Below are 23,485 nucleotides of genomic sequence, written 5' to 3'. Positions count from 1 at the left end.
AGTCGGGATCAGGGACACCCAGAAGACCGTTGCCACCTCCCTCGAGATGTTCCGCAAGATCCTCGACGAGGCTCTGGCTGGAGATAACGTAGGGGTCCTTCTTCGTGGAACCGGCAAAGACGACGTCGAGCGCGGTCAGGTTCTGGCCAAGCCCGGATCGATCAAGCCTCACACCAAGTTCAAGGCTGAGGTCTACGTCCTCAAGAAGGAAGAGGGCGGCCGTCACACTCCCTTCTTCAAGGGCTACAAGCCTCAGTTCTACTTCCGTACCACCGACGTCACCGGAGCCATCGAGCTTCCTGAGGGAGTCGAGATGGTAATGCCTGGGGACAACGCCACCTTCAAGGTCGAGCTTATCCACCCCATCGCCATGGATCCGGGCCTTCGTTTCGCCATCCGTGAGGGCGGTCACACCGTCGGCGCTGGCGTCGTAACCGAGATCTTAGAGTAATACAGGAGGTCACAGTCGTGTCCAAAAAGATCCGCATCCGTCTAAAGGCCTTCGATCACAAGGTCCTAGACACATCTGCGTCTCAGATAGCTGAGACGGCGGAGCGGAGTGGGGCCAGGGTCTCTGGCCCGATCCCTCTCCCTACGGAGATAAACAAATACTGCGTTCTTAGGTCTCCTCACGTGGACAAGGACGCCAGAGAGCATTTTGAGATGAGAACGCATAAGAGGCTGATCGACATACTCGATCCCAATCAGAAAACCATGGATGCCCTTATGCAGCTGAATCTTCCCTCTGGAGTTGACATCCAGATCAAGCTTTAGCGGGAAGCTCTGAGCAAAGGAGTGAACAATATGAGTCTTGGTATCCTGGGTTTGAAACTGGGCATGACCCAGATCTACAACGAGCAGGGACAGGCTGTCCCCGTCACGGTGGTCGAAGCCGGTCCATGTCCGGTCCTCGCCGTCAGAACCAAAGAGGAAAACGGCTACGACGCCTTACTTCTCGGTTTTGGAAAGGCGAATCATCGCAAAGTAACGAAGCCCATGAAGGGCTTTTTCGAGAAAGCAGGAAGCGAGGCCAAACGGTGGCTCAGGGAGTTCAGGCTCTGCTGCACCTCCGACTATAAGGTCGGAAGCACCGTGGACGTCTCCATCTTCGAGCCTGGTGAGAAAATCGACGCTACCGGAACCAGCAAAGGAAAGGGTTTTGCCGGAGTTATGAAGCGCTACAACTTCGGAGGAGCCCAGGCGAGCCACGGTGTTTCCAAAACCCACCGTAAGCCTAACTCCAGCGGTGCTAGCAGTAGCCCCAGTCGGGTCTTCAAGGGTAAGACGATGCCTGGTCAGCTCGGAAACGAGAGGGTCACGGTGAAAAACCTCTCCGTGGTCGCCGTGGATCGGGAGAACAACCTCGTCCTCGTCAAGGGTGCCATTCCTGGTGCCAAAAACTGCCTGGTCCTGCTCCATAAAAAGGGCTAGTCGGCACGGGCAAGGAGGTCAATAGAAAATGCCGAGCATCAAGCTTGTCAATATAAGCGGCGAATCGGTCGGAGAGCTCAACCTTTCCGACGTGGTTTTTGACGTACCTCTTCACATTCCCGCCATGCATCAGGTGGTTGTAGCTCAGCTGGCCAATCGCCGGCAGGGAACTGCATCCGCCAAGAGCAGAGGCGAGGTAAGAGGTGGAGGAAAGAAGCCTTGGAGACAGAAACACACTGGACGTGCCCGTCACGGCAGTACCAGATCTCCTATCTGGGTCGGCGGTGGAGTAGTCCACGGTCCTAAGCCCAGGAGCTACCGTCAAAAGGTAAACAAGAAGGTACGGAAACTGGCTATCTGCAGTGCCCTGTCCCAGAAGGTCAGAGACGCTCAGATACTGGGTATTCAGTCCCTTTCCATGGAAGCACCGTCCACTAAGATCATGAAAGGCTTCTTTCAGGCTCTCGGTGCGGTCAAGCCTCTGGTTATCCTGGACTCGTCGGATATGAACGTGACGAAATCCGCCAGAAACATCCCTGGCGCCAGGGTAATGCATGTCGACAGCATCAACGTCTACGACCTGCTCAAGCACGGACATATCGTCATGAGCGCAGGGGCGGTCAAAAAACTGGAGGAGGTGTACGCCTAATGAAACTCATGGCTCACGACATCATCGTACGGCCTATAGTAACGGAGAAAAGCAGCCGAATGATGGAAGAGAACAAGTACACCTTTGAGATTCATCCTCAGGCTAATAAGACCGAGGTCCGCAAAGCGGTAGAGACGGTCTTCAAGGTTAAAGTCGAAAAGGTTCACACGCTGAAAGTTCGCTCTAAGCCCAAGAGAATGGGCGTTTTCCTCGGGAAGAGCAGGGCCTGGAAAAAGGCCATCGTCACACTGGCCGAGGGAGAACGCATCGAGTTCTTCGAAGGCGCCAGCGTCTAGCTCTGACGGGAGGACGGAAGAATGGGAATCAGAAAGTTTAATCCCACAACGCCGGGAAGGCGTTTCATGAGCATTCCAACCTATGAGGAGATAACCAAAGGCGAGCCGGAAAAGTCGCTTTTGGCCCCCCTCAGCAAAAAGGGAGGAAGGAACAATAACGGAAGGATAACCATGCGCCATCGTGGCGGCGGTAACTCCAGACGTTATCGTGTAATAGACTTCAAAAGAAGCAAACTCGGAGTTCCCGGCAAGGTCGCCGCGATAGAGTACGATCCCAACCGTTCGGCCAGGATCGCCCTCATCCACGATGCAGATGGAGAGAAGCGCTACATCCTCTGCCCCGTCGGTCTGAACGTAGGTATGACCATCATGGCTGGCCCTGGATCTGACATAGTTCCAGGCAACGCCCTGAAGCTCGCCGATATACCGGTAGGTACTATGGTCCACAACATCGAGCTAGAGCCAGGCAGAGGCGGCGTAATGGTTCGCTCCGCCGGAACCACCGCTCAGCTCATGGCCAAAGAGGGCAAGTACGCCTTCATAAGGATGCCAAGCGGAGAGCTTCGCCTTGTGTTGCTTCAGTGCATGGCCACCATTGGTCAGGTCGGCAACACGGAACACGAGAACGCCAGCGCAGGAAAAGCGGGAAAGACCCGTTGGCTCGGCAGGAAACCCCATGTTAGGGCCATGGTCATGAACCCTGTGGACCATCCCATGGGTGGTGGTGAAGGAAAGAGCAAATCCCACAAACACCCGGTCTCCCCTTGGGGAACGCCTGCAAAGGGCTACAGGACTCGCAGGAAGAAGCCTTCGGATAAGTTCATCGTCCGTCGCCGGTTTGCCAAGTAGAGATGAGGGGGTAATTCAATGGCTCGTTCCGCCAAAAAGGGACCCTACGTTGAGCAGAGACTTCTCGGCCGCGTAGAAGCCTTTAACCAGAGTGGCGAGAGAAAGGTCCTCAAGACCTGGTCTCGTGCAAGCATGATCGTCCCAGCGATGATCGGACACACCATCGCTATTCACAATGGCCGTATTCACATACCTATCTACATCAGCGAGAATATGGTCGGTCATAAGCTAGGGGAGTTCGCTCCCACCAGGAAGTTCGGCGGTCACGCCGGACAGGAGCGCCGTTCCGGCGTCAGGAGATAGGGAGGAAAAGGGATTATGGAGGCAAAAGCACGTGCCAAACAGGTCCGGCTCTCTCCTTTCAAGGTTCGCCAGGTACTGACCCTTATCAGGGGCAAAAAAGTAGGAGAGGCGCTGGTAGCCCTTCGCTACACCCCGAAGAAAGCCGCCAAGGTTATCGAGAAGGTCCTCAAGAGTGCCGTGGCTAACGCAGAGCACAACTGTGGTCTGGACGTAGACAAGCTGGTAGTCGTAGAGGCCTTTGCCGATCAGGGACCTAGCATGAAACGCTTCCGTCCTGTGTCGATGGGGCGGGCCCATCCCTACCGCCATCGCACGAGCCACATCACCGTGTCGGTCGCAGAACGTTAAGGAGGGCTGAGAGATGGGTCAGAAGGTACACCCTGTTGGATACAGAGTCGGTATAACCAGGGACTGGGAGTCCCGCTGGTTCGCTGACGGTAAGAACTATGCCAAAAACCTTCACGAGGATCTCAAGCTTCGTGAGTGGATCAAAGGCCGTTGGGAGGGTGCTGGAATCTCCAAAGTGGAGATAGAGCGTGTAGGCAAAGTCCTGCGCTTCTCAATTTGGACCGCCCGGCCTGGTGTAGTAATAGGCAAAAACGGAGCGGAGATCCAGAAGATAAAGGACGAGCTTCAGGAGATGACCGGATCCAAGGTCATGGTCAACGTTCAGGAGATAAAGAACCCCGAGGTAGAGGCTCAGCTTGTGGCTGAAAACGTCGCAGCTGCCCTCGCTCACAGGGTCAGTTTCCGTCGTGCCATGAAGCAGTCCATCTTCCGCACCATGAAGGCCGGAGGCAAAGGGATCAAGATCCAGTGTGCCGGTCGTCTCGGTGGAGCGGAGATCGCCCGTACCGAGTGGTACAACGAAGGCCAGCTTCCCCTTTCCACCCTCAGAGCCGACATCGACTACGGTCTGGCCGAGGCCAAGACCATGTACGGAGTAATCGGCGTAAAGGTCTGGATCTACAGGGACGAGAAGGCCATCAACACCCCTGCGCCTCGTCAGCCCAGAAAGGGCCGCAGAGAAGGGGGGCGTAGCTGATGTTGATGCCAAAGCGCACAAAATGGCGCAAACCTCACAGGGAGAAGCTTACCGGTGACACTAAGGGCGGAGCTTACGTAGCCTTCGGTGATTTCGGGCTTCAGGCTCTTGAGTGCGGCTACATCACCGCTCGTCAGATAGAGGCCACCCGTGTGGCCATAACCAGAAAGCTTCGTAAAGGCGGCAAGGTCTGGATAAGGATATTTCCCGACGTGGCCTTCACGAAGAAGCCTCTTGAGACCCGTATGGGTAAGGGAAAAGGATCCCCTGAGTTCTGGGTATCTCCGGTAAAAAGAGGCAGGATCATGTTTGAAGTAGCGGGAGTTCCCCGCGAGACAGTCGAGAGGGCCTTCAGAACGGCCTCTTACAAGCTTCCCATCAAGGTGAGGCTTGTAGCTCGGGAAGGTTTGGGTGGTGAGTAAGCCATGGATGCCAAGAGTCTGCGTGATTTGACCATAGAAGAGCTGCAGGAGAAGCATCGTCAGTACAAAGAGGAGCTCTTTAACCTGCGCTTTCAGAACGCCATCGGCCAGCTCAAGAACACGAGCCGGATCGGTGAGGTCAAGAAGACCATCGCCAGAGTCCTTACCGTCGTTCACGAGAAAGAACAAGGTCTGGGAACCGGTGGAAGGAGGTAAGGACAGATGGAGACCCGTACGCCTCATCGTAAGACACGTATAGGTACAGTCGTCAGCGACAAAATGGACAAGTCGGTATCGGTCCAGGTGATCCGTCATGCGGAGCACCCTCTGTACGGCAAGAGAATAATAAAGGCAAAGAAATTCATCGCCCACGACCAGGATAACTCCTGTCGTAAAGGCGACAAAGTCCTGATCGGCGAGGAGCGCCCTATCAGCAAGAACAAGTGCTGGTCGGTGGTCAGGATAATCGAGAGAGCTCCTGTACTCGGAGCTACCGCCGAGTCCAAAGAGGAGGAGTAGAGAATGATTCAGCTTCGCACCGTCCTCAATGTGGCGGACAACTCGGGTGCCAAGAAAATCATGTGCATCCAGGTGGTCGGCGGAAGCCGTCGCCGTTGGGGAGACGTAGGTGACGTCATAGTGGCCTCCGTCAAGGAAGCCATTCCCAACAGCAACGTGGCCAAAGGCAAGGTTGTCAAGGCCGTCATAGTCAGGACCAGAAAAGAGCATCGCAGGGCCGACGGATCCTACGTGCGTTTTGACGACAACGCCGCCGTGATCATCGACAACAACGGCGATCCCAGAGGGACCCGTATCTTCGGCCCCGTTGCCAGAGAGCTCAGGGCCAGGAAGTACATGAGGATCCTCTCGCTGGCGCCTGAGGTCGTGTAAGGGGGCACATGGTATGAGCAGAATGCGACTTAAAAAAGGCGATCGCGTCCGTGTGATCTCCGGTAAAGACAAAGGCAAAGAGGGCAAAGTTCTCAAGATCCTCAGGGACTCGGAGAAGAACAGGGATAAGGTGCTGGTTGAAGGGGTAAACGTCGCCTCCAAACACGCTAAACCCTCCCAGAAAAGCCCCCAGGGCGGAATCGTGAAACAGGAAAATCCCATCTACGCCTCCAAGGTTATGCTGGTGTGTCCCACCAGCGGCAAGCCCACCAGGGTCGGCCACGCCTTCTTAGAGGACGGCCGTAAGGTGAGGGTCGCCAAGGTCAGCGGCGAAATAGTGGACCAGGTCTAGAGGAGGAGGCGCAGCAATGAAACCTCGTATGCTCGAAAAATACGCAGGCGAAGCCGCTCCTGCGCTTCAGAAGGAGTTTGGCTACGGGAATCCTATGGAGATCCCTCGCCTTGTCAAGATAGTCATCAATATCGGAGTCGGAGAGGGCAAGCAGGACGCCAAGTACGTAAACGCATCGGTCTCGGAATTGTCTACCATATCGGGCCAGCGTCCCATGATCAAAAGGGCCAAAAAATCCGTCGCAGGATTTAAGCTGAGGGAGAACTCCCCTATCGGATGTTCCGTAACCCTCAGAGGCTCCAGGATGTGGGAGTTTCTGGACCGTCTTGTCAGCGTAGTTCTCCCTCGAATCAAGGACTTCAGGGGCATATCAGCCAAGTCCTTCGATGGCAGGGGCAACTACAACCTCGGTCTCAAGGATCAGCTTATATTCCCTGAGATCAACTACGACAAGATAATGGTATCCAAGGGGATGAACATCTCGTTTGTCTCCACCGCCAAGACCGACGAAGAGGGAATTGCCCTGCTTAGCAAACTGGGCATGCCCTTCGCCAAGTAGAGGAAGGGGAACAGAGTATGGCCAGAAAAGCCATGGAGCACAAAGCTACCTTGACTCCTAAGTTCAAGGTACGTAAATACAACAGGTGCCCTCTCTGCGGCCGCGTTCACGGATTTATGCGGAAGTTCGACATGTGCCGCTGCTGCTTCCGCAAGCTGGCTCGGGAAGGTCAGATTCCCGGCATCGTCAAGTCCAGCTGGTAACAGCGGTCACTGAAAGGGGGCACAAACCAGGATGTACGTCAACGATCCCATAGCGGACATGCTCACTCGGATCAGAAACGCCAACATGGTCTACCATGAGGCGGTGGATATGCCTATAAGCAAGACAAAGCTCTCCATAGCCAAGATCCTTAAAGGTGAAGGATATATCCGCAATTACAAGGTCATAAACGACCCCAAAAAACCCTACGGGATACTGAGGGTATTCCTCAGCTACGGTCCTAACAGGGAGAGGGTAGTTCAGGGACTGCGCCGGATAAGCAAACCCGGTCGCAGAATGTACGCAGGCAAGGACAAGCTGCCTAAGGTCATGGGTGGCCTTGGCATCGCTATCATCTCCACCTCCGCCGGTCTTAAGACCGACGCAGAAGCCAGAAACGCCGGCTTTGGTGGGGAAATAGTCTGCTACGTCTGGTAACGGGAGGGACTTTCATGTCGAGAATCGGACGTAAAATCATCGCCCTTCCTAACGGATCTTCCGTGGACGTGGTGAACGATAAAATCGTCGTTAAGGGACCTAAGGGAGAGCTCTCTATGCCCGTCATAGAGGACATCTCTCTTCAGGTGGCCGACGGAACCGTCTTGGTCCAGAGGGCCAACGAGATGAAGAAGACCAAAGCCGCCCACGGCATGGTCAGAGCTATGGTCCAGAACATGGTGACCGGTGTCACCGACGGCTACGAGACCAAGCTCGAGATCGTGGGAGTCGGCTACAAGGCTCAGATGCAGGGCAAAGACCTCCTTCTTAACCTTGGCTTTTCCCATCCCGTCGTCCATGAGGCACCGGAGGGTATCGAGTTTGCCACCGACGGTCCTACCAGGATAAGCGTCAAAGGCATAGACAAACAGGTGGTCGGTCAGACCGCCGCCATCATCAGAGGTTATCGTCCGCCTGAGCCCTACAAGGGCAAGGGAATTCGCTACCAGGGCGAGCACATAATCCGCAAAGCCGGCAAAGCCGGATCCAAATAGGGGTGATCTCATCATGATCAAAATGAAAAGCAGAAACACCATGAGGGTCGTCCGGCACAACCGCCTGAGAAAGAGGCTTGCCGGAACCCCCGAGCGCCCCAGGATGTCGGTATTCAGGAGCCTCAGCGAGATCTACGTGCAGATCATAGACGACGCTGCAGGTCACACCCTGGTGTCCGCCTCCACCATAGACAAGGCCCTCAGGTCCGAGCTCTCGAGTCACGGAACCGTCGAGGCCGCCAAGGCTGTCGGATCTCTGGTAGCCCGCAGGGCTCTGGAGAAAGGCATCACCGAAGTGGTATTCGACAGGGGCGGTCATATGTTTCACGGTCGCGTAAAGGCGTTGGCCGAGGCCGCTCGCGAGTCGGGCCTTAAGCTGTAAGGAGGGGGAGCATGAACGGTAGACAGACCAGTTCCGATATGCTGGAGCGAGTCGTTGCCATTAACCGTGTCAGCAAGGTCGTAAAAGGCGGAAAGAGATTCCGTTTCAGCGTCCTGGTTGTAGTCGGAGACGGCGAACATAAAGTAGGAGTAGGCATGGGTAAAGCCCGAGAGATATCCGAGGCTGTCAGAAAGGGAATAGAGTCCGCCAAGAAGGACCTTCGTACCGTTAAGAAGGTAGGCAAGACCATTCCCCATCCTATACTGGGTAGATTCGGCTCCGCCGAAGTTCTGCTCAAGCCTGCCGCCCCCGGTACGGGAGTTATCGCCGGTGGTGTTGTCCGTGCCATCATGGAGCTCGGCGGGGTCAAAGACGTCCTCACCAAAGTCGTAGGACGTACCAACAACCCCATCAACGTCGCCAGGGCAACCCTGGACGCTGTGGGCGCCATGAGAACCCCTGACGAAATCCTGGCTCTCCGCGGTAAAAAGCGGACCCAGGAGGCCGAATAGGAGGTTTTTGATATGGCTAAACTTCTCATTACCTGGAGAAAAAGCGCAATAGGCCGTCCTCCCAGACAGGGTAGAACGGTAAAGGCCCTAGGGCTTAAAAAACTGAACTCGACGGTGATCCACGAGGACACCCCTCAGATAAGAGGCATGGTGGCCAAAGTGGCCCATCTGGTTGAGTGCTCGCCAATTGAGGAATAAAGGAGGGAAAGCCAGTGAATCTCAACGACCTGCACCCTGCACCGGGTACAAAGCGGAAGGCTAAAAGGGTCGGCTGTGGCATAGGCTGCGGCAACGGCAAGACCTCCGGACGTGGACACAAAGGACAGAAATCGAGAAGCGGCGGCGGCGTTCGCCCCGGATTTGAGGGAGGCCAGATGCCTCTTGTCCGTAGAACCCCCAAAAGAGGGTTCAGCAACTTCCGTTTCGGGACATCATACCAGGTAATCAACCTGGACCTTCTGGAGAATCGTTTTGACGCCGGTTCGGTAGTTACCGCCATCGAGCTGGAGGCCAAACGTCTCATCCGCAGTAAGGACGGTCTGGTTAAAGTCTTGGCGAAGGGAGATCTGACCAAGGCCCTTACCGTTCGAGCCAACGCCTTCAGTGCTGAGGCCATAAAGAAGATCGAGTCTGCCGGCGGGAAAGCCGAGGTGATCTGAGGTGATCGACTCCTTCCGTGATGCATTCAGGCTTCCTGACCTTAAGAGGCGGATACTCTTCACCTTAGGTATGCTCTTCGTCTTTAGGCTGGGAGCTCACGTTCCTACCCCCGGAATAGACTCGGCGGCTATGGCCCACCTTTTCGAGGGAGGCGGAGTTCTTGGATTCCTGGACATGTTCGCCGGAGGTGCTCTGAGGCGCTTTAGCATATTCGCCCTTGGAGTGGCCCCTTACATCAACGCCAGCATCGTCATGCAGCTACTGGTAGTAGTGTTCCCGGCTCTTGAAAAAATGCAAAAGGAAGGACCGGAAGGACAGAAGAAAATCATCCAGATAACCAGGTTGAGTGCCGTCGGATTCGCATCGATCCAGGCTATAGGCATGGTCCTCTGGCTTGAGCGGATAGGGGTATTCACCGGTGGCCTCTTCTTCATGATCACGGCCATGGTTACCATAGTCGCCGGAGCTGTTGCGGTTATGTGGCTTGGCGAGGAAATCTCCGATCACGGAATAGGAAACGGCATCTCCCTGTTGATCTTCGCCGGAATCGTCGCCAGGCTTCCTGAAGCGGTGATCAGGACATGGAGCATGATCCGTCTTGGAGAGATCCACGTCCTGGTTATACTTCTCAGCCTCATAGTCATGGTAGCGGTTATCGCTGGATGTATCGTCCTTCAGGAAGGTCAGCGTCGTCTGCCTGTACAGTACGCCAAAAAAGTCGTGGGAAACAAAGTCTACGGCGGACAGAGTACATTCATACCGTTAAAGGTCAACCAGGGAGGGGTCATGCCCATAATCTTCGCATCCTCTATCCTCATATTCCCCTACACGGTATTGAAGTTCTTCTCCGGTGACTTTGCGGTCAGGCTTCAGAACATGATGGCTCCTGGGAGTCCGGTTTACACCGTTCTCTACGTGCTTCTTATCCTGTTCTTCGCCTACTTCTACACCGCCATGGTCTTCAACCCGGCGGACATAGCTAACAACATGAAGAAGTACGGCGGGTTTATCCTCGGTATACGCCCTGGCAAACCGACCTCTGACTACATAGAGAAGGTAATGTCTCGGATCACCTTAGGGGGGGCGACCTTCCTCGCTGTAATAGCCTTGATACCTAACTTGATGACCAACCTCATGGGGATAACCACCTTCTACTTCGGTGGAACGGCGGTCCTAATAGTGGTTGGAGTTGCCCTTGACCTGGTACACCAGATAGAGGGTAAGCTCTTGATGAGGCATTACGAGGGAATCCTCAAACGTCGTAACGGTGCCGCTGGAGCGGGACTTTTGAGGTTCTAGGTGGCTGAAATGAGGATTATACTCATCGGCCCTCCTGGAGCCGGCAAAGGAACCCAGGCGGAAAAAATCGTTGAGCGACACGGAGTGGCTCATATCTCCACCGGCGATATCCTCAGGGCCAACGTAAAAGCGGGCACTGAACTGGGCGTAAAGGCGAAGGGATACATGGACTCAGGGAAGCTAGTCCCTGATGACCTGATCATAGAGATGGTCGAGTCCAGGCTTCAGGAGAAAGACTGCGAAAAAGGCTTTCTCCTGGACGGATTCCCCAGGACGGTGCCTCAGGCAGAGGCTCTGGACCAGCTTCTTACCAGACTTAACATAGCCCTGGACGGGGTAATACTGCTGGACGTAGACGATGAAACCGTCGTCAATAGGCTCTCAGGTCGTCGTATGTGCAGAGGTTGCGGGAAGATCTTCAACGTATCCTACAAACCATCCTCAAAAGGGGATATCTGCGACAGCTGTGATGGCCAGCTTTACCAGAGAGACGACGACCACGAATCTGTCATCAGGAACAGGCTGGAGGTCTATCACGAACAGACCGCACCGTTAGTCACCTATTACCTCGCCAGAGAACAGCTCTTTAAAGTGGATGCGGTAAAAGGCGACGACGTGCCCGATAAGATCGACGCTATAGTTGGACGGTCCTGATGATCTCCATAAAAAAGAACCAGGAAATAGGTAAAATGCGCCGGGCTGGCCGAATAGTGGCCGACGTGATCATGCTCCTTCGGGAGATGATCCGGCCCGGCATATCCACCGCCGACATAGACAGGGCAGCGGAGGACTACATCCGGAAATCGGGAGCCTACCCCTCTGAAAAGGGATATGTAGTTCCAGGCATCCCGACCCCTTACCCCGCATCCGTGTGCGCCTCCATAAACGACGAGGTCGTCCATGGGATCCCCAGCGAGGACCGGTACCTTGAAAACGGTGATATCGTCAGCGTCGACATAATGGCCTGTTTAGAGGGCTATCACGGAGACGCTTGCTACACCTACCCTGTGGGAGAGATCTCCGGGGAAAGGAAAGCCCTTCTGGAAATCACCAGAAGGAGTCTGGACAGGGCAGTGGACGCCGCCAGATCGGGCAACACCTTAGGCGACATAGGCCATGCGGTGGAATCGCTGATTATCCCGGCAGGCTACGGCCTGGTCAGGGAATACTCGGGCCACGGCATAGGCAAAAGACCTCATGAGGCACCTATGGTGCCTAACTACGGTCGTCCCGGTAGAGGAATAACCCTCAAGCCCGGCATGACACTGGCCATAGAGCCTATGGTCATGGCTGGCCGGGAGGAACTCATATCGGGAGCCGATGGCTGGTTAGTCTCTACCGCCGACGGATCCGATGCGGCCCACTTTGAGAAAACGGTGCTCATCACCGATGGGGACCCTGAAATCCTGACTCCCTGGGAAGACTAAGGAGGGAAATATATGCCCAATAAAGACGATGTCATCCAAGTTCGCGGAGTAGTCGTAGAGCCCCTGCCTAACGCCATGTTTCGGGTAAAGCTGGAGAACGAACACAAAGTACTGGCCCACGTGTCCGGTAAAATGCGAATGCACTTCATCCGTATACTGCCAGGCGATAAAGTTCTCGTAGAGCTTTCACCCTACGACTTGACAAGAGGGCGAATTATCTATAGATATAAGTAGTTTGTCCTCAAAACTCCGCCCCAGCTCGGGGAACAATAGCAGGAGGAGCGTGTAAAATGAAAGTTAAATCTTCGGTTAAGCCGATGTGCGAGCATTGTCGTATAATCAAGCGAAGAGGCGTGGTCCGAGTTATATGCAGCAGGGATCCCCGCCACAAGCAGCGCCAGGGAGCGAGGAGGTAAGGCGATGGCCCGTATTGCAGGAGTCGATCTGCCAAGGGAAAAGAGAGTTGAGATAGGTCTAACCTACATCTTCGGCATAGGACTTACGTCCTCCCAGAAGATACTTGCCAAGGTAGGGGTTAGCCCCGACACCAGGGTAAAGGACCTCACCGAAGAGGAGGCCCAGTCTCTCCGCACGGAGATACTTGCCAACTACATGGTGGAGGGAGACCTTCGCCGTGAGGTGACCATGAACATAAAACGTCTCATGGATATAGGATGTTACAGAGGGATTCGCCACAGACAGGGGCTTCCTCTTAGAGGCCAGAGGACCAAAACCAACGCAAGAACCAGAAAAGGTCCGAAACGCACCGTTGCCGGCAAGAAGAAGTAGCCGGGAGTCAAAGGAGGTAAACCTTCGTGGCCAAGCGTATACAGCGTAGAGGCAAAAAGAAAGAGAAAAAGAACATATCCTACGGTGTCGCTCACGTATTCTCCACCTTCAACAACACCATCGTGAGCATCACCGATAAAGGCGGAGCGGTAATAGCCTGGGCCTCCGGCGGAAACGTCGGATTCAAAGGAACCAGAAAATCCACTCCTTTCGCAGCACAGATCGCGTCCCAGCAGGCTGCCAAAGCCGCCCAGGATCACGGTCTCAAAGAGGTCGACGTGGTGGTCAAGGGCCCCGGCCCTGGTCGTGAGTCGGCCATCCGAGCCCTTCAGGGTGCGGGTATCCAGGTCAACAGCATAAAAGACGCCACCCCCATACCACACAATGGGTGCCGTCCTCCCAAAAGACGTCGCGTATAGCGGTGGTAGGCGGTCACAGACATAACCGGTGGCTGACCTTGGGAGAGATAGTCAGGAACGACGATTTATCAGCGAAAGGTGTTGGGATCATTGGAATTTATGAGGCCTGAAATCCGAGTTGAAGAATGTTCGGCAACCAGTGCCAGGGTCGTCATCGGTCCCTTGGAACGAGGCTTTGGCGTTACCTTAGGGAACGCCCTGAGGCGGGTGTTGCTGTCCTCCATTAAAGGGGCCGCTATAACCTCTGTGCGCATTGACGGCGTCGTCCATGAGTTCAGCACCATCCCTGGAGTCGAAGAAGACGTAATAGAACTGCTGCTGAACCTGAAGCACATTCCTATAAGGTCTCACTGTCCCGAAGTCAGGGTGCTGAGGCTCGACGTAGAGGGAGAACGAAAGGTAACAGCTGCCGACTTTCAGCCCGATAGCGACATAGAATTTGTCGATCCTGAGGCCTACATATGCACCTTGGCCGAGGGAACCAGACTGTCCCTGGAGGTCTACATTGAGCAAGGCGTAGGGTACGCCTCCAACGACCGTCCCAGGCCCAACTATCTTCCTGTGGACGCTCTCCTGATCGACGCTATTTTTACCCCCATTCAGAGGGTGAAGTACGAAGTTCAGGCGGAGAGGGTCGGCCAGAAGACGGACTACGAAAAAATAGTAATGAACGTGGTCACCGACGGGGTAGTAGCCCCTGACGTGGCTGTCGCCGAGGCTGCCAAGCTTCTTCGTAAATACTTCACCATAGTCGTAGAGGACATACAGAAGCTTCACCCGTCGGAACAGCCCGTCGTCGATGAAGCGGACGTACCTCAGGTCGAATCCAAAGAAGACGGGGTAGATGACGCTTCAGAGAAAGAGGAAAATACCCTTTTCTCCAGAGGCGTTCGAGACCTGGAGCTTTCCATAAGAAGCGAGAACTGTCTCCTTCGAGGGGGCATTCACACCATCGGCGATCTGGTGAGTCGAGCAAAGGACGATCTCCTGAAGATCAGAAACCTCGGCAAAATTTCCCTGAAGGAGATCGAGGAAAAACTGGAAAACCTCGGTCTCTCCCTCCAGAACGACAGAGCTGGAGACACAACGGACAAGGAGGACGAGTCTGAATGAGACATCGAGTGGATAGAAGAAAACTCGGTCGCCCTGGCAGCCATCGTAGGGCCATGTTGGCCAACCTGGTCGCCAGCCTGATCCTCGAAGAGAGCATCGAGACCACGGTGACCAGAGCAAAAGAGGTGCGCCGGGTGGCGGAGAAAATAATCACCAGGGCCAGAGGTGGTTCCCTTCATGACAGAAGGATCGTCATATCGAGGCTGAACCACAAGGCCGCGGTCAACAAGCTTTTCGACGACGTGGCCAAGCGCTATACCGAGCGTCCCGGTGGATACACCCGTATCGTCCGTACGGGGTATCGGAACGGCGACGCCTCTCCTATGGCGGTCATCGCACTGGTCTAGGATGGACGAAATCTCCATTGCCTCTCTCCAGGGTATCTGCTACTCCTACATGGAGGCGGGCAATCTTGCCCTCGACGGAATAGATCTCGAGGTGCAAAGGGGCGACTGGGTTGCCCTACTAGGGGGCAACGGCTCCGGAAAGTCCACGCTGGCTAAACACTTCAACGCCCTGCTCATTCCGATGCAGGGCGCTTGTTTTATCTCCGGTATGGACAGTAAAGACGAGAAAAACCTCTGGGACATCAGAAAAACCGTCTCCATGGTATTTCAGAACCCGGAGAATCAGATAGTGTCCACGGTGGTGGAGGACGACACCGCCTTTGGACCTGAAAACCTTGGTCTTCCCACCGAGGAAATAAGGGCCAGGGTCGATAGAGCTTTGAAAATAGCTGGACTGTGGGATAAAGGGGACGTGGCCTCCTATACCCTCTCAGGAGGACAAAAACAGAGACTGGCCATAGCGGGAGCTATCGCCATGGACACCCCCTGTATAGTGCTGGACGAACCTACCGCTATGCTCGATCCTCAAGGTCGAAAAGAGGTAATGGACCTCTTAAAATCCCTTCACAGCAAAGGGACGACCATAATCCACATAACCCACAGACTGGAAGAGATAGATAGCGCCACCAAAGTGGTCGTGCTTAAAAAAGGCGAAACTCAGTGGACCGGAACCCCAGAGGAACTTTTCTTGAGGGAAGAGCTTGAGGCCTGGGGTCTTGAGCTTCCCCCTATGATGTCCTTATGGCGAAACCTGGTGAAAAAGGGGCTAATAGCCAAAGACGTCCCTCCTGAGCCGGAAAGGCTGGTACAGGCTCTATGTCCATCTCTATAAACAACCTAGGTCACGTATACCATCAAGGCACACCTCTGGAGGTGACCGCCCTCCAGGATATAACCCTGGACATACCTCAAGGTTCCTGGACCTCCATAGTAGGCCACACAGGAAGCGGCAAATCAACTCTGGCACAGCACATGAACGCACTCTTACTGCCTCACGTGGGCACCCTGTCGGTGGACGGACTATCGGTATCCTCCAAAAAAGACCTGAGGGAGATAAGAAAAAGAGTTGGATTGGTGTTTCAATATCCCGAACAACAGCTCTTTGCGGAGACCGTAAAAGAAGAACTCTCCTTTGGGCCTAAAAACTGGGGAATGAAGGAAAGCCTGGACGACCTCTCTGAAAGCGTTCTGGAACAGGTAGGCCTGGATAGTACCTACATGGATAGATCTCCCTTCAAACTATCGGGCGGTGAAAAAAGGAGGGTCGCCATAGCCTCGGTCCTGGCGGTAAAACCCTCTTACCTCGTGCTGGACGAGCCTACCGCAGGGCTGGACGCATCGGGCAGAGGACACCTACTCTCGCTCCTCAGAAAAGTCCATCACCAGGGAACGGCGATAATCATGGTTACTCACGACCTAGAGATAGCCCTGGAGCTCAGCGACAGGATAATCGCCCTTCAGCTAGGAGAGGTAGTTCACTCAGGCACACCGGAGGAAACCTCTCTCTACATATCCTCCAGCCCTGTTCCAGGACTGATCCTTCCTGACGTAGCCAAACTATGGGTTCAGCTGAGCCTAAAGGGAATGGAGCTGCCCTTCTCCTGTGACCCTACCGTGCTGGCGAACAGCATAGAGGAAAAAAGAAAAGGAGCCCCAAAGTGAAATTTCTGGACAACATGAGCTTTGGACAGTACGTTCCTGCCGAATCCCCTGTTCACAGGGCAGATCCAAGGTGTAAAATAATCTCGGTCATCGCCCTGGTAACAGGGGTCTTTATGGTCAAAGAGCCCTTAGGCTTCTCCCTCTGGGCGCTTATCCTGCTGGCTTTATCCCAGATATCCCGAATAGGGATCTCCATGATGCTAAGGACCGTTCGACCTGTTATGATACTTATCGTTTTCACCGCCTTCATCAATATATTCTTCACGTCAGGCGTGCCTCTATGGGAGATCGGACCTCTGTCGATAACCGAAGAAGGCATAAGGATGGGCATCTATATGTCCCTCAGATTGTTGTTTCTCGTCCTTTTCGCTAATTTACTGACCTTGACCACCAGCCCGATGGCTTTGGCGGACGGAATAGAGTCTCTTCTGTCGCCCTTCAAGAGAATAGGCGTGCCGGCCCACGAGATATCCATGATGATGACCATAGCCCTCCGGTTCATCCCGACCTTGCTCAACGAAACCGACAGGATAATGAAAGCCCAGCTGGCCCGAGGGGCGGATCTGGACAGAGGTGGTCTCATCAGGCGACTTAGGGCCTTCATACCGGTTCTTATACCTCTTTTTGTGATAGTATTTCAGAGGGCCGATGACCTCGCCGTGGCGATGGAAGCTCGGTGCTACAGAGGCGGTGGAGGGCGAACCAGGATGAAGCCCTTCATCTGGAGCTGGAGGGATGGCCTATCCCTCTCCTTTGTGATAATCTCCGTCGTAGCCATAACGGTGCTGGAAAGGCGGTTAAACCTGTGAGATATGCCGTAGAGCTATCCTACATAGGCCACGCCTTCGCAGGCTGGCAGCTACAGCCGGAAGTCCTCACCGTTCAAAAAGCACTGGAGGACGCCCTCGCCATACTGGAAGGAAGCCCAGTGAGGGTAACCGGAGCGGGCAGGACCGACGGAGGAGTCCATAGCAGAGGACAGGTGGCCTCTTTCGATCTATCCAAAGAGTGGAGCCCCTATAGACTTACCATGGCCTTGAACAACAACCTTCCTGATACCGTATCGGTTATCAGGGCCTCTTCGGTGCCAGAAGACTTCGACGCCAGAGCCAGTGCCCTTTGGAGGGAATACGCCTACTTCATATGGCACGGCCCATCCTGTTACCCCCATATAAGGCCTATGGTGTGGTGGAGAAAGGCGGACGACTGGGATAATCTTCTGGTCGATAGGTGTTGCTCCTTTCTACTCGGCAGACACGACTTTGGAGCCTTCTGCAAGCTATCGGAGAAACCGGAAAACAGCTACCGAGAGATACTGAAGGCGAGACACATCCGACGAGGCAGATTATCGGTCCTCAGGATAAGAGGAACCGCCTTCCTTACCAACATGGTCAGGATAATAGTCGGCAACCTGGACGAAGTAGGGAAAGGGAGAAGATCCCCCGAGTGGTTTAAAGACCTACTGAACGGAGGAAATCGAACCGACTCGGCCACAACAGCCCCATCTTCAGGTTTATTTTTCTGGCGGGTTGGCTACGACGATTTTTAACGGTAAAATCGTCGGTGTTAGAGAGAATAAGGACAAAGGTTGCAACTTAGGAGGAGATCGCCAGGTGTTTGGTTTTGGAAACGATATAGGAATAGATCTGGGGACCGCCACGGTCCTCATATACGTAAAAGGTCGAGGTGTAGTCCTCAGAGAGCCCTCGGTAGTCGCAGTAGACCAAGAGAGCGGTAAAATACTGGCGGTCGGCTACGAGGCCAAGAACATGGTCGGCAGAACCCCTGGCAACGTGGTCTCCGTCCGTCCCCTCAGGGACGGAGTCATAGCGGACTACACCATGACCGAGACCATGCTCCGCTACTTTATGAGACGGGTAAACACCGGTTTCAGACGGTTCTTCCGAAATAGGGTAATGATATGCGTTCCCTCCGGTGCTACCGACGTAGAGAGAAGAGCGGTCCTTGAGGCCGCCGTCGAGGTCGGAGCCAGGGAAGCCTACCTCATAGAGGAGCCGATGGCCGCTGCCATAGGGGCTAACCTAAACGTAGAGGAACCGAGAGGCAAGATGGTCGTCGACATAGGCGGAGGAACCACCGACGTAGCGGTCATATCCCTAGGGGGAATAGTGGTATCCAAATCCCTCCGAATCGGCGGCGACAAATTCGACGAGTGCATAATGAGGTATCTCCGCAGACAGTATAACCTGGCCATAGGGGAGCAGATGGCGGAAAACCTCAAGATAATGATAGGAACCTGCCTCCCTGACGGAGAGGAAATGGAAATGACACTAAAAGGCAGAGACCTGGTTCAGGGACTCCCTCGTCAGATAGAGGTCAGCAGCAGAAGCGTATGTTCCGCTATAGGCGAAAGGGTCCAGTCCATAGTGGACGGGGTCAGAAACGTTTTAGAGCTCACGCCGCCGGAGCTTTCCGCCGATATAATAGACGGAGGAGTGGTCCTCACAGGAGGAGGCTCTCTCCTGAGGGGATTACCGGAACTTATCTCCAGACAGACTGGCATACGGTGCTTTGCCGCTGACCAGCCCACCGAATCGGTGGCCCTGGGAACGGGCGTAGCTCTTGCCAACATAAACCGGCTTCTCGACTCCGGCAAAGGGGGCATACTGTTCTCCGCCAGAAGGGGTCGACGTCGCCGCTGGTAAGGGGGCATAGCTTTGCATAAGGGAATATACGCCGGAGTATCGGCGATGATGGTCCAACAGACTACATTGGACGCCACCGCAAACAACCTGGCTAACGTGGACACCGCAGGTTTCAGGGCCAGAAAAGCGGTAGCGAAATCCTTTCCCGAGGTTCTGATGGAGAGGATCGACCCCGCCAAGAGCCAAGGGGAGATCCCCCCCTGGCCCTGGAGGAGTCGGCCTATCGGAGTGGCCTCTATGAACCAGGTACTCTCGGAGACCTATATGTCAACCGAGGCGGGAAACATGCAGGTAACCGACAGCCAAATGGATTTGGCCCTTGAGGACGTCAGCAGCTTCTTCGTCGTCATGGACGGAGAGGGTAACCAGTTTTACACCAGAGCGGGCCACTTCATCGTCAACCAGGACGGCCAGATAGTCACCCCTGACGGACACCTGCTGGTTGGAGAAGGCGGTCCTATTGAGGTCGGAGAGGTTGCCACTGTAGGATTCTCCGACGACGGACAGGTCATAGCGGACGGAGAGGCGGTGGGCCAGATACAGCTAGTCCAGTTCGAAACCCCCACCTACCTCAGACAGGTCGGAAAAAATCTTCTCGTGGAGACCGAGGAATCTGGAGGACCTATCCCTCAGGAAAACCCTCAGGTGACCGTTGGAATCCTGGAGAGGTCCAACGTCAGCGTAGTCGAGGAAATGGTCCGAATGATAGAGGCTCAGAGATCCTACGAGGCGGCCTCCAAAGGCGTTCAGACCTCCGACGACATGACCGGCCGACTGATAACCTCACTTGGTAAAGTGTAAGGAGGAATAGCCATGATAAGATCCCTTTGGAGTGGAGCCACCGGAATGATCGCCCAGCAGACGAACCTGGACGTAACCTCCAACAACCTGGCGAACGTCAACACCGTGGGATTCAAAAAGGTGAAGACCAACTTCGCCGACTTACTCTACCAGATAAACCGGGAGCCCGGAGCCCCTGTAGAGGGAGGCACTACAGTCCCTACAGGCATTCAGGTAGGCCTTGGAGCTAGGGTCACCGGCACCACCAGAATAGTCACCCCGGGCAACTTTGAGGTAACCGACAACCCTCTGGACATAGCCATAGAGGGTAACGCCTACTTTCAGGTTATAACCCCTAACGGGGAGATAGCCTACTCGGCAAACGGCGAGTGGCGTAAAGACGGCGACGGCCAGATAGTCACCTCCGACGGCTACCTTCTGGAACCTGCTATAGTCATACCGGAGGACGCCACCGACATAACCATAAGCTCCACGGGACAGGTATTCGTCAAACAGCCTGGAGACGAGGCAAACCAGGAGGTCGGCCAGATAGAGCTGGTCCGATTCGTCAACCCCGCCGGTCTCAGGGCTATAGGCAGAAACCTCTTCAGAGAGACCGAGGCCAGCGGAGCCCCACAGGTGGGCAACCCAGGGGATGACGGTTTTCCAACCCTTGAACAGGGCATACTTGAGAGATCTAACGTCCAGGTCGTCGAGGAAATGGTCAACCTCATAGTGGCTCAGAGGGCCTACGAGGCCAACTCCAAGACCATCCAGACCGCCGACAGGTTCCTCGAACTGGCCAACAACCTCAAACGCTGATTTGAGGTGCTACCGGTGATTTTCGATGTCCGGCGGGTCCTCTGGACCCGCCGTCGTCGTATGGCTATAGGTCTAGCTTTCGCTCTCTGCCTGTGCGGTAGAGCCCAGGCGGTGGACCTATTCATAGAGATAGGTAGTGGATCGGTCGTCCCGAGATCGAACATCCGCCTATCCCATCTGGCCCAAATAGCCTGCGATCGTCCTGATCTGCTTATGCTCGCTTCCTCGGCGGAGATCAGCCCTAAAGGAAACAGAATAGTCCCTGGTGACGTTACCTCCGCCCTAGCTCAGGCTGGAATCGGAGGAATAAAGATAAAACTGACCATGGCCGATTCGGTCCCCTTCAGAAAGGAGACTGACCTGGAAATCCAGCTTAGAAAGGCCGCAGGCTGGCCGGGAGTGCTGGAGGTCGTCAGCGATAGAGCCCTCCCAGCAGGCCTTCTCCTCCCCGAACGTCTCTATCCAGGCTCGCCGTCGGTCAACCTGCGATTCTCGACGAACCAGGGAGAGCAGACCATCCCCGTCAGACTTCGATGGCTCATTCCCGGGGTGGTAGCCCAAAAGCCCATAGGGAGAGGGGATATAGTTAGTCCTTCCGATCTTGCGATGATGACGGTAGAGTACGAGAGAAACAGAAGCTACTACTCCGACCCAGCTGTACTGATCGGAATGGCAGCCACCAGAGACATGGCAAAAGGACAGCCCTTTACCGCTAGGACTATCGATGACGTAGAGATCGTCCGTTCCGGCTCCAGGGTGCGGATTATCCATCGAAAAGGGGGCCTAATAGTCTCTACCTCCGGAAGAGCTATGGAAAGCGGATCCATAGGGGACGTCATAAAGGTCCGAAACAACAGGACCAGATCTATCGTATCGGGAACCGTAACCGGCCCGGACACAGTGGAGGTTACCTCAAATGAATAAAAAAACGATAATTATGTCAATTTGCATCCTGAGCCTCTGGACCTCTCCCATCTGGGCCCAGTCCCTCTGGCAGGACGGCACCAACTACATAGGGGACGAAAGGCCGAGGAGTGTAGGGGACATCGTCACCGTAAGGGTGGACGAAAAAACCACCACCAAAGACCAAGCCCAAACCGCTACTACCAAAAACGGCAGCGCGACGGTCTCCCAGGGAACGGGGCTTCTGGACTTCATCCGAGGGCTGGGGCTCTCCTCCACCGCATCCTCCACAGGAGACGGAAAATCCAGCAGGAGCTACTCGACCAATGCCCAGATAACCTGTATGGTCACCGAGGTCCTTCCTAACGGAAACCTTGTCATAGAGGGAACCAGAGACCTCCAGACCCACGGAGAGACCTTACGGATGAGGATAAGGGGAGCCATAAGGCCTCAGGACGTGGACGGCAACAACACCATCGACAGCAGCAGAGTCGCCAACGTAGACCTCATAGTGGACGGCAAAGGGACCCTAACAAAAATACAGAAGCCTGGATTCCTGACCCAGATTCTTCAGGCCATATTCTAGGGGGAAAACCTATGTCTAAAACCTTATCTGCCACGCTAAAGTTGCTTATAGTTCTGACCATAATAACCTCCACCGCCTGGGCCAACATCCACCCTCAGGTTCGCATAAAAGACCTGGTCGACATAGACGGCGTCAGATCGAACCAGCTCTCCGGCGTTGGGGTGGTCATGGGCCTTCAGGGGACGGGAGACAAATCCAACATGTCCATCCAGGCCCTCAGAAACCTCATGAGACGCTTTGGCGTCACCTTAACCGAAAAGGACGTAAAGAGCAAAAACGTGGCGGTGGTGGCGGTCACAGCAACCCTTCCTCCCTTCGTCAGGCCCGGTCAGACAGTGGACGTTACCATCAGTGCCATAGGTGACGCAAAAAGCCTCCAAGGTGGCGTTCTTCTACAGACACCCCTCCAGGCGGCAAACGGATCGGTCTACGCAGTGGCCCAGGGCCCGGTTCTAGTGGGGGGATTCTCCGCCGGTAAAGGAGGGTCGAGCGTGGCTAAAAACGTCGTCACAGTCGGCCAGATAGGTGGGGGAGCCATAGTCGAAAGGGATGTCCCCACCATGTTCAGCTCTGGAGGATACATGTCCCTTCTCCTGAGAAACCCCGACTTCACCACCGCCAGAAGGGTGGCGGACGCCATAAACGGAAAATTCGGTAACATAGCCACCCCTCTAGACGCCGGAAGGGTGGCGGTACAGCTTCCCGGTGCCTACGCCTCATCTCCTTCGGCCTTCGTGGCGGACATGGAAAACATGAGGGTAACCCCGGATATACAGGCCAGAGTGGTCGTCAACGAAAGGACCGGAACGGTGGTAATGGGAGGAAACGTCCAGATAAGCTCTGTGGCTGTGGCCCACGGGGACCTAACCGTCAGAATAGACCAGGACAACCAGGTATCCCAGCCCAACCCCTTCTCTCAGGGGGTAACGACACCCTACGCCAACAACCAGGTCAACGTAGAGGAAGAGAGAGGGTCTTTTATAAAGATGGACTCCACCACCACCGTGGACCAGCTTGTTGACGCGGTCAATGCCGTAGGTGCCACCCCTAGAGACGTCATAGGCATACTCCAGGCTATCGATCGGGCAGGGGCACTCCACGGAGAGCTTGTCATAATGTAGAAAGGAG

41 protein-coding genes are annotated in these 23,485 nt (G+C 54.8%); all 41 read left to right on the top strand.

The window, feature by feature from the left end; all coding sequences use genetic code 11:
- Positions 1-451 (top strand): EF-Tu C-terminal domain-related protein (locus tag B9Y55_RS03615; RefSeq protein ID WP_268753272.1); only part of this gene is annotated, 451 nt, incomplete at its 5' end.
- Positions 452-468: 17 nt separating this feature from the next.
- Positions 469-774, top strand: a complete 306-nt coding sequence (gene rpsJ, locus B9Y55_RS03610) for a 30S ribosomal protein S10 (protein ID WP_085543995.1) — start codon at positions 469-471, stop codon at positions 772-774.
- Positions 775-804: 30 nt separating this feature from the next.
- Complete coding sequence (gene rplC, locus B9Y55_RS03605; protein ID WP_085543994.1) at positions 805-1,431, top strand: 50S ribosomal protein L3; 627 nt, start codon at positions 805-807, stop codon at positions 1,429-1,431.
- Positions 1,432-1,459: 28 nt separating this feature from the next.
- Positions 1,460-2,080 carry a 50S ribosomal protein L4 gene (gene rplD / locus B9Y55_RS03600; RefSeq protein ID WP_085543993.1) on the top strand — a complete coding sequence of 207 codons (621 nt, stop codon included), beginning with the start codon at positions 1,460-1,462 and terminating at the stop codon, positions 2,078-2,080.
- The gene (rplW, locus tag B9Y55_RS03595; protein ID WP_085543992.1) at positions 2,080-2,376 is read left to right on the top strand and encodes a 50S ribosomal protein L23; all 297 of its coding nucleotides are present in this window, start codon (positions 2,080-2,082) and stop codon (positions 2,374-2,376) included. Before rplD ends, rplW begins: the two co-directional genes overlap by 1 nt.
- Before the next feature lie 21 nt (positions 2,377-2,397).
- The gene (rplB, locus tag B9Y55_RS03590) at positions 2,398-3,225 is read left to right on the top strand and encodes a 50S ribosomal protein L2 (RefSeq protein WP_085543991.1); all 828 of its coding nucleotides are present in this window, start codon (positions 2,398-2,400) and stop codon (positions 3,223-3,225) included.
- 18 nt (positions 3,226-3,243) lie between these two features.
- Positions 3,244-3,528: a 30S ribosomal protein S19 gene (rpsS, locus tag B9Y55_RS03585; protein ID WP_085543990.1), complete on the top strand. Its 285-nt coding sequence runs from the start codon at positions 3,244-3,246 to the stop codon at positions 3,526-3,528.
- 15 nt (positions 3,529-3,543) lie between these two features.
- A complete protein-coding gene (gene rplV, locus B9Y55_RS03580) occupies positions 3,544-3,876 on the top strand; it encodes a 50S ribosomal protein L22 (protein ID WP_085543989.1) in 333 nt (110 codons plus the stop codon).
- 13 nt (positions 3,877-3,889) lie between these two features.
- Positions 3,890-4,573, top strand: a complete 684-nt coding sequence (gene rpsC, locus B9Y55_RS03575; protein WP_085543988.1) for a 30S ribosomal protein S3 — start codon at positions 3,890-3,892, stop codon at positions 4,571-4,573.
- Complete coding sequence (gene rplP, locus B9Y55_RS03570; RefSeq protein ID WP_085543987.1) at positions 4,573-4,995, top strand: 50S ribosomal protein L16; 423 nt, start codon at positions 4,573-4,575, stop codon at positions 4,993-4,995. Before rpsC ends, rplP begins: the two co-directional genes overlap by 1 nt.
- 3 nt (positions 4,996-4,998) lie before the next feature.
- Positions 4,999-5,211, top strand: a complete 213-nt coding sequence (rpmC, locus tag B9Y55_RS03565) for a 50S ribosomal protein L29 (RefSeq protein ID WP_085543986.1) — start codon at positions 4,999-5,001, stop codon at positions 5,209-5,211.
- Positions 5,212-5,217: 6 nt separating this feature from the next.
- Positions 5,218-5,514, top strand: coding sequence for a 30S ribosomal protein S17 (rpsQ, locus tag B9Y55_RS03560; protein WP_085543985.1), 297 nt, complete (start codon positions 5,218-5,220; stop codon positions 5,512-5,514).
- Positions 5,515-5,517: 3 nt separating this feature from the next.
- Positions 5,518-5,886, top strand: a complete 369-nt coding sequence (gene rplN / locus B9Y55_RS03555; RefSeq protein WP_085543984.1) for a 50S ribosomal protein L14 — start codon at positions 5,518-5,520, stop codon at positions 5,884-5,886.
- 13 nt (positions 5,887-5,899) lie between these two features.
- Positions 5,900-6,238: a 50S ribosomal protein L24 gene (rplX, locus tag B9Y55_RS03550; RefSeq protein ID WP_085543983.1), complete on the top strand. Its 339-nt coding sequence runs from the start codon at positions 5,900-5,902 to the stop codon at positions 6,236-6,238.
- Positions 6,239-6,254: 16 nt separating this feature from the next.
- Positions 6,255-6,797, top strand: coding sequence for a 50S ribosomal protein L5 (gene rplE, locus B9Y55_RS03545; protein WP_085543982.1), 543 nt, complete (start codon positions 6,255-6,257; stop codon positions 6,795-6,797).
- Between the two features lie 17 nt (positions 6,798-6,814).
- Positions 6,815-7,000, top strand: coding sequence for a type Z 30S ribosomal protein S14 (locus B9Y55_RS03540; RefSeq protein WP_085543981.1), 186 nt, complete (start codon positions 6,815-6,817; stop codon positions 6,998-7,000).
- A gap of 31 nt (positions 7,001-7,031) precedes the next feature.
- Positions 7,032-7,436, top strand: a complete 405-nt coding sequence (rpsH, locus tag B9Y55_RS03535; protein ID WP_085543980.1) for a 30S ribosomal protein S8 — start codon at positions 7,032-7,034, stop codon at positions 7,434-7,436.
- Positions 7,437-7,450: 14 nt separating this feature from the next.
- Entirely contained in the window at positions 7,451-7,990 is a 540-nt protein-coding gene (rplF, locus tag B9Y55_RS03530; protein ID WP_085543979.1) for a 50S ribosomal protein L6, read from the top strand.
- A 13-nt stretch (positions 7,991-8,003) separates the two neighbouring features.
- On the top strand, positions 8,004-8,372 hold the full coding sequence (rplR, locus tag B9Y55_RS03525) for a 50S ribosomal protein L18 (protein ID WP_085543978.1): 369 nt from the start codon (positions 8,004-8,006) through the stop codon (positions 8,370-8,372).
- A gap of 11 nt (positions 8,373-8,383) precedes the next feature.
- The gene (gene rpsE, locus B9Y55_RS03520) at positions 8,384-8,884 is read left to right on the top strand and encodes a 30S ribosomal protein S5 (protein WP_085543977.1); all 501 of its coding nucleotides are present in this window, start codon (positions 8,384-8,386) and stop codon (positions 8,882-8,884) included.
- Between the two features lie 12 nt (positions 8,885-8,896).
- The gene (rpmD, locus tag B9Y55_RS03515; protein WP_085543976.1) at positions 8,897-9,082 is read left to right on the top strand and encodes a 50S ribosomal protein L30; all 186 of its coding nucleotides are present in this window, start codon (positions 8,897-8,899) and stop codon (positions 9,080-9,082) included.
- 14 nt (positions 9,083-9,096) lie between these two features.
- Positions 9,097-9,543 (top strand): 50S ribosomal protein L15, encoded by a 447-nt coding sequence (gene rplO, locus B9Y55_RS03510; RefSeq protein WP_085543975.1) that lies wholly within the window; start codon positions 9,097-9,099, stop codon positions 9,541-9,543.
- A 1-nt stretch (position 9,544) separates the two neighbouring features.
- Entirely contained in the window at positions 9,545-10,843 is a 1,299-nt protein-coding gene (gene secY, locus B9Y55_RS03505) for a preprotein translocase subunit SecY (RefSeq protein ID WP_085543974.1), read from the top strand.
- A gap of 9 nt (positions 10,844-10,852) precedes the next feature.
- Complete coding sequence (locus B9Y55_RS03500; protein ID WP_085543973.1) at positions 10,853-11,497, top strand: adenylate kinase; 645 nt, start codon at positions 10,853-10,855, stop codon at positions 11,495-11,497.
- Complete coding sequence (gene map / locus B9Y55_RS03495; protein WP_085543972.1) at positions 11,497-12,270, top strand: type I methionyl aminopeptidase; 774 nt, start codon at positions 11,497-11,499, stop codon at positions 12,268-12,270. Before B9Y55_RS03500 ends, map begins: the two co-directional genes overlap by 1 nt.
- Before the next feature lie 12 nt (positions 12,271-12,282).
- Positions 12,283-12,504, top strand: coding sequence for a translation initiation factor IF-1 (gene infA, locus B9Y55_RS03490; protein WP_085543971.1), 222 nt, complete (start codon positions 12,283-12,285; stop codon positions 12,502-12,504).
- Positions 12,505-12,560: 56 nt separating this feature from the next.
- Complete coding sequence (rpmJ, locus tag B9Y55_RS03485) at positions 12,561-12,686, top strand: 50S ribosomal protein L36 (protein ID WP_085543970.1); 126 nt, start codon at positions 12,561-12,563, stop codon at positions 12,684-12,686.
- 4 nt (positions 12,687-12,690) lie between these two features.
- Positions 12,691-13,059 (top strand): 30S ribosomal protein S13, encoded by a 369-nt coding sequence (rpsM, locus tag B9Y55_RS03480; RefSeq protein ID WP_085543969.1) that lies wholly within the window; start codon positions 12,691-12,693, stop codon positions 13,057-13,059.
- A 26-nt stretch (positions 13,060-13,085) separates the two neighbouring features.
- A complete protein-coding gene (gene rpsK, locus B9Y55_RS03475) occupies positions 13,086-13,478 on the top strand; it encodes a 30S ribosomal protein S11 (RefSeq protein ID WP_085543968.1) in 393 nt (130 codons plus the stop codon).
- Positions 13,479-13,577: 99 nt separating this feature from the next.
- On the top strand, positions 13,578-14,591 hold the full coding sequence (locus B9Y55_RS03470) for a DNA-directed RNA polymerase subunit alpha (protein ID WP_085544002.1): 1,014 nt from the start codon (positions 13,578-13,580) through the stop codon (positions 14,589-14,591).
- The gene (gene rplQ, locus B9Y55_RS03465) at positions 14,588-14,938 is read left to right on the top strand and encodes a 50S ribosomal protein L17 (RefSeq protein ID WP_085543967.1); all 351 of its coding nucleotides are present in this window, start codon (positions 14,588-14,590) and stop codon (positions 14,936-14,938) included. Before B9Y55_RS03470 ends, rplQ begins: the two co-directional genes overlap by 4 nt.
- Before the next feature lies 1 nt (position 14,939).
- Positions 14,940-15,770 (top strand): energy-coupling factor transporter ATPase, encoded by an 831-nt coding sequence (locus B9Y55_RS03460; RefSeq protein WP_085543966.1) that lies wholly within the window; start codon positions 14,940-14,942, stop codon positions 15,768-15,770.
- Positions 15,755-16,600, top strand: coding sequence for an ATP-binding cassette domain-containing protein (locus B9Y55_RS03455; protein WP_085543965.1), 846 nt, complete (start codon positions 15,755-15,757; stop codon positions 16,598-16,600). The genes B9Y55_RS03460 and B9Y55_RS03455 overlap by 16 nt, the downstream gene beginning before the upstream one ends.
- Positions 16,597-17,409 carry an energy-coupling factor transporter transmembrane component T family protein gene (locus B9Y55_RS03450; protein WP_085543964.1) on the top strand — a complete coding sequence of 271 codons (813 nt, stop codon included), beginning with the start codon at positions 16,597-16,599 and terminating at the stop codon, positions 17,407-17,409. Before B9Y55_RS03455 ends, B9Y55_RS03450 begins: the two co-directional genes overlap by 4 nt.
- Positions 17,406-18,149 carry a tRNA pseudouridine(38-40) synthase TruA gene (gene truA / locus B9Y55_RS03445; RefSeq protein ID WP_085543963.1) on the top strand — a complete coding sequence of 248 codons (744 nt, stop codon included), beginning with the start codon at positions 17,406-17,408 and terminating at the stop codon, positions 18,147-18,149. The genes B9Y55_RS03450 and truA overlap by 4 nt, the downstream gene beginning before the upstream one ends.
- 64 nt (positions 18,150-18,213) lie before the next feature.
- On the top strand, positions 18,214-19,266 hold the full coding sequence (mreB, locus tag B9Y55_RS03440; protein WP_085543962.1) for a rod shape-determining protein: 1,053 nt from the start codon (positions 18,214-18,216) through the stop codon (positions 19,264-19,266).
- Between the two features lie 12 nt (positions 19,267-19,278).
- Positions 19,279-20,067, top strand: coding sequence for a flagellar hook-basal body protein (locus tag B9Y55_RS03435; protein WP_085543961.1), 789 nt, complete (start codon positions 19,279-19,281; stop codon positions 20,065-20,067).
- 12 nt (positions 20,068-20,079) lie between these two features.
- A complete protein-coding gene (gene flgG, locus B9Y55_RS03430) occupies positions 20,080-20,868 on the top strand; it encodes a flagellar basal-body rod protein FlgG (protein ID WP_085543960.1) in 789 nt (262 codons plus the stop codon).
- A 15-nt stretch (positions 20,869-20,883) separates the two neighbouring features.
- A complete protein-coding gene (gene flgA / locus B9Y55_RS03425; protein ID WP_085543959.1) occupies positions 20,884-21,792 on the top strand; it encodes a flagellar basal body P-ring formation chaperone FlgA in 909 nt (302 codons plus the stop codon).
- The gene (locus tag B9Y55_RS03420; protein ID WP_085543958.1) at positions 21,785-22,357 is read left to right on the top strand and encodes a flagellar basal body L-ring protein FlgH; all 573 of its coding nucleotides are present in this window, start codon (positions 21,785-21,787) and stop codon (positions 22,355-22,357) included. The genes flgA and B9Y55_RS03420 overlap by 8 nt, the downstream gene beginning before the upstream one ends.
- A gap of 11 nt (positions 22,358-22,368) precedes the next feature.
- Entirely contained in the window at positions 22,369-23,478 is a 1,110-nt protein-coding gene (locus tag B9Y55_RS03415) for a flagellar basal body P-ring protein FlgI (RefSeq protein ID WP_085543957.1), read from the top strand.
- The last annotated feature ends 7 nt before the right edge of the window (positions 23,479-23,485 follow it).

This window comes from Dethiosulfovibrio salsuginis (assembly GCF_900177735.1).
Classification (GTDB): Bacteria; Synergistota; Synergistia; order Synergistales; family Dethiosulfovibrionaceae; genus Dethiosulfovibrio; species Dethiosulfovibrio salsuginis.
The sequence above is the reverse complement of the archived record's forward strand: the minus strand, read 5'-3'. Positions and strand labels throughout refer to the sequence as shown.

What these genes read in the sequence shown, in the direction of transcription:
- flgG (WP_085543960.1), top strand. Translation starts at nt 20,080, where the DNA reads ATGATAAGATCCCTTTGGAGTGGAGCCACCGGAATGATCGCCCAGCAG.
- rplP (WP_085543987.1), top strand. Translation starts at nt 4,573, where the DNA reads ATGTTGATGCCAAAGCGCACAAAATGGCGCAAACCTCACAGGGAGAAG.
- map (WP_085543972.1), top strand. Translation starts at nt 11,497, where the DNA reads ATGATCTCCATAAAAAAGAACCAGGAAATAGGTAAAATGCGCCGGGCT.
- rpmD (WP_085543976.1), top strand. Translation starts at nt 8,897, where the DNA reads ATGGCTAAACTTCTCATTACCTGGAGAAAAAGCGCAATAGGCCGTCCT.
- B9Y55_RS03540 (WP_085543981.1), top strand. Translation starts at nt 6,815, where the DNA reads ATGGCCAGAAAAGCCATGGAGCACAAAGCTACCTTGACTCCTAAGTTC.
- rplD (WP_085543993.1), top strand. Translation starts at nt 1,460, where the DNA reads ATGCCGAGCATCAAGCTTGTCAATATAAGCGGCGAATCGGTCGGAGAG.
- B9Y55_RS03470 (WP_085544002.1), top strand. Translation starts at nt 13,578, where the DNA reads ATGAGGCCTGAAATCCGAGTTGAAGAATGTTCGGCAACCAGTGCCAGG.
- B9Y55_RS03455 (WP_085543965.1), top strand. Translation starts at nt 15,755, where the DNA reads ATGTCCATCTCTATAAACAACCTAGGTCACGTATACCATCAAGGCACA.
- rplX (WP_085543983.1), top strand. Translation starts at nt 5,900, where the DNA reads ATGAGCAGAATGCGACTTAAAAAAGGCGATCGCGTCCGTGTGATCTCC.
- rpsM (WP_085543969.1), top strand. Translation starts at nt 12,691, where the DNA reads ATGGCCCGTATTGCAGGAGTCGATCTGCCAAGGGAAAAGAGAGTTGAG.
- rplQ (WP_085543967.1), top strand. Translation starts at nt 14,588, where the DNA reads ATGAGACATCGAGTGGATAGAAGAAAACTCGGTCGCCCTGGCAGCCAT.
- rpmC (WP_085543986.1), top strand. Translation starts at nt 4,999, where the DNA reads ATGGATGCCAAGAGTCTGCGTGATTTGACCATAGAAGAGCTGCAGGAG.
- rplN (WP_085543984.1), top strand. Translation starts at nt 5,518, where the DNA reads ATGATTCAGCTTCGCACCGTCCTCAATGTGGCGGACAACTCGGGTGCC.
- rpsC (WP_085543988.1), top strand. Translation starts at nt 3,890, where the DNA reads ATGGGTCAGAAGGTACACCCTGTTGGATACAGAGTCGGTATAACCAGG.
- B9Y55_RS03500 (WP_085543973.1), top strand. Translation starts at nt 10,853, where the DNA reads ATGAGGATTATACTCATCGGCCCTCCTGGAGCCGGCAAAGGAACCCAG.
- rplE (WP_085543982.1), top strand. Translation starts at nt 6,255, where the DNA reads ATGAAACCTCGTATGCTCGAAAAATACGCAGGCGAAGCCGCTCCTGCG.
- B9Y55_RS03420 (WP_085543958.1), top strand. Translation starts at nt 21,785, where the DNA reads ATGAATAAAAAAACGATAATTATGTCAATTTGCATCCTGAGCCTCTGG.
- B9Y55_RS03415 (WP_085543957.1), top strand. Translation starts at nt 22,369, where the DNA reads ATGTCTAAAACCTTATCTGCCACGCTAAAGTTGCTTATAGTTCTGACC.
- rpsQ (WP_085543985.1), top strand. Translation starts at nt 5,218, where the DNA reads ATGGAGACCCGTACGCCTCATCGTAAGACACGTATAGGTACAGTCGTC.
- rpsE (WP_085543977.1), top strand. Translation starts at nt 8,384, where the DNA reads ATGAACGGTAGACAGACCAGTTCCGATATGCTGGAGCGAGTCGTTGCC.
- rplC (WP_085543994.1), top strand. Translation starts at nt 805, where the DNA reads ATGAGTCTTGGTATCCTGGGTTTGAAACTGGGCATGACCCAGATCTAC.
- rpsS (WP_085543990.1), top strand. Translation starts at nt 3,244, where the DNA reads ATGGCTCGTTCCGCCAAAAAGGGACCCTACGTTGAGCAGAGACTTCTC.
- rpsH (WP_085543980.1), top strand. Translation starts at nt 7,032, where the DNA reads ATGTACGTCAACGATCCCATAGCGGACATGCTCACTCGGATCAGAAAC.
- infA (WP_085543971.1), top strand. Translation starts at nt 12,283, where the DNA reads ATGCCCAATAAAGACGATGTCATCCAAGTTCGCGGAGTAGTCGTAGAG.
- rplF (WP_085543979.1), top strand. Translation starts at nt 7,451, where the DNA reads ATGTCGAGAATCGGACGTAAAATCATCGCCCTTCCTAACGGATCTTCC.
- rplR (WP_085543978.1), top strand. Translation starts at nt 8,004, where the DNA reads ATGATCAAAATGAAAAGCAGAAACACCATGAGGGTCGTCCGGCACAAC.
- B9Y55_RS03460 (WP_085543966.1), top strand. Translation starts at nt 14,940, where the DNA reads ATGGACGAAATCTCCATTGCCTCTCTCCAGGGTATCTGCTACTCCTAC.
- rplW (WP_085543992.1), top strand. Translation starts at nt 2,080, where the DNA reads ATGAAACTCATGGCTCACGACATCATCGTACGGCCTATAGTAACGGAG.
- rplV (WP_085543989.1), top strand. Translation starts at nt 3,544, where the DNA reads ATGGAGGCAAAAGCACGTGCCAAACAGGTCCGGCTCTCTCCTTTCAAG.
- rplB (WP_085543991.1), top strand. Translation starts at nt 2,398, where the DNA reads ATGGGAATCAGAAAGTTTAATCCCACAACGCCGGGAAGGCGTTTCATG.
- rpmJ (WP_085543970.1), top strand. Translation starts at nt 12,561, where the DNA reads ATGAAAGTTAAATCTTCGGTTAAGCCGATGTGCGAGCATTGTCGTATA.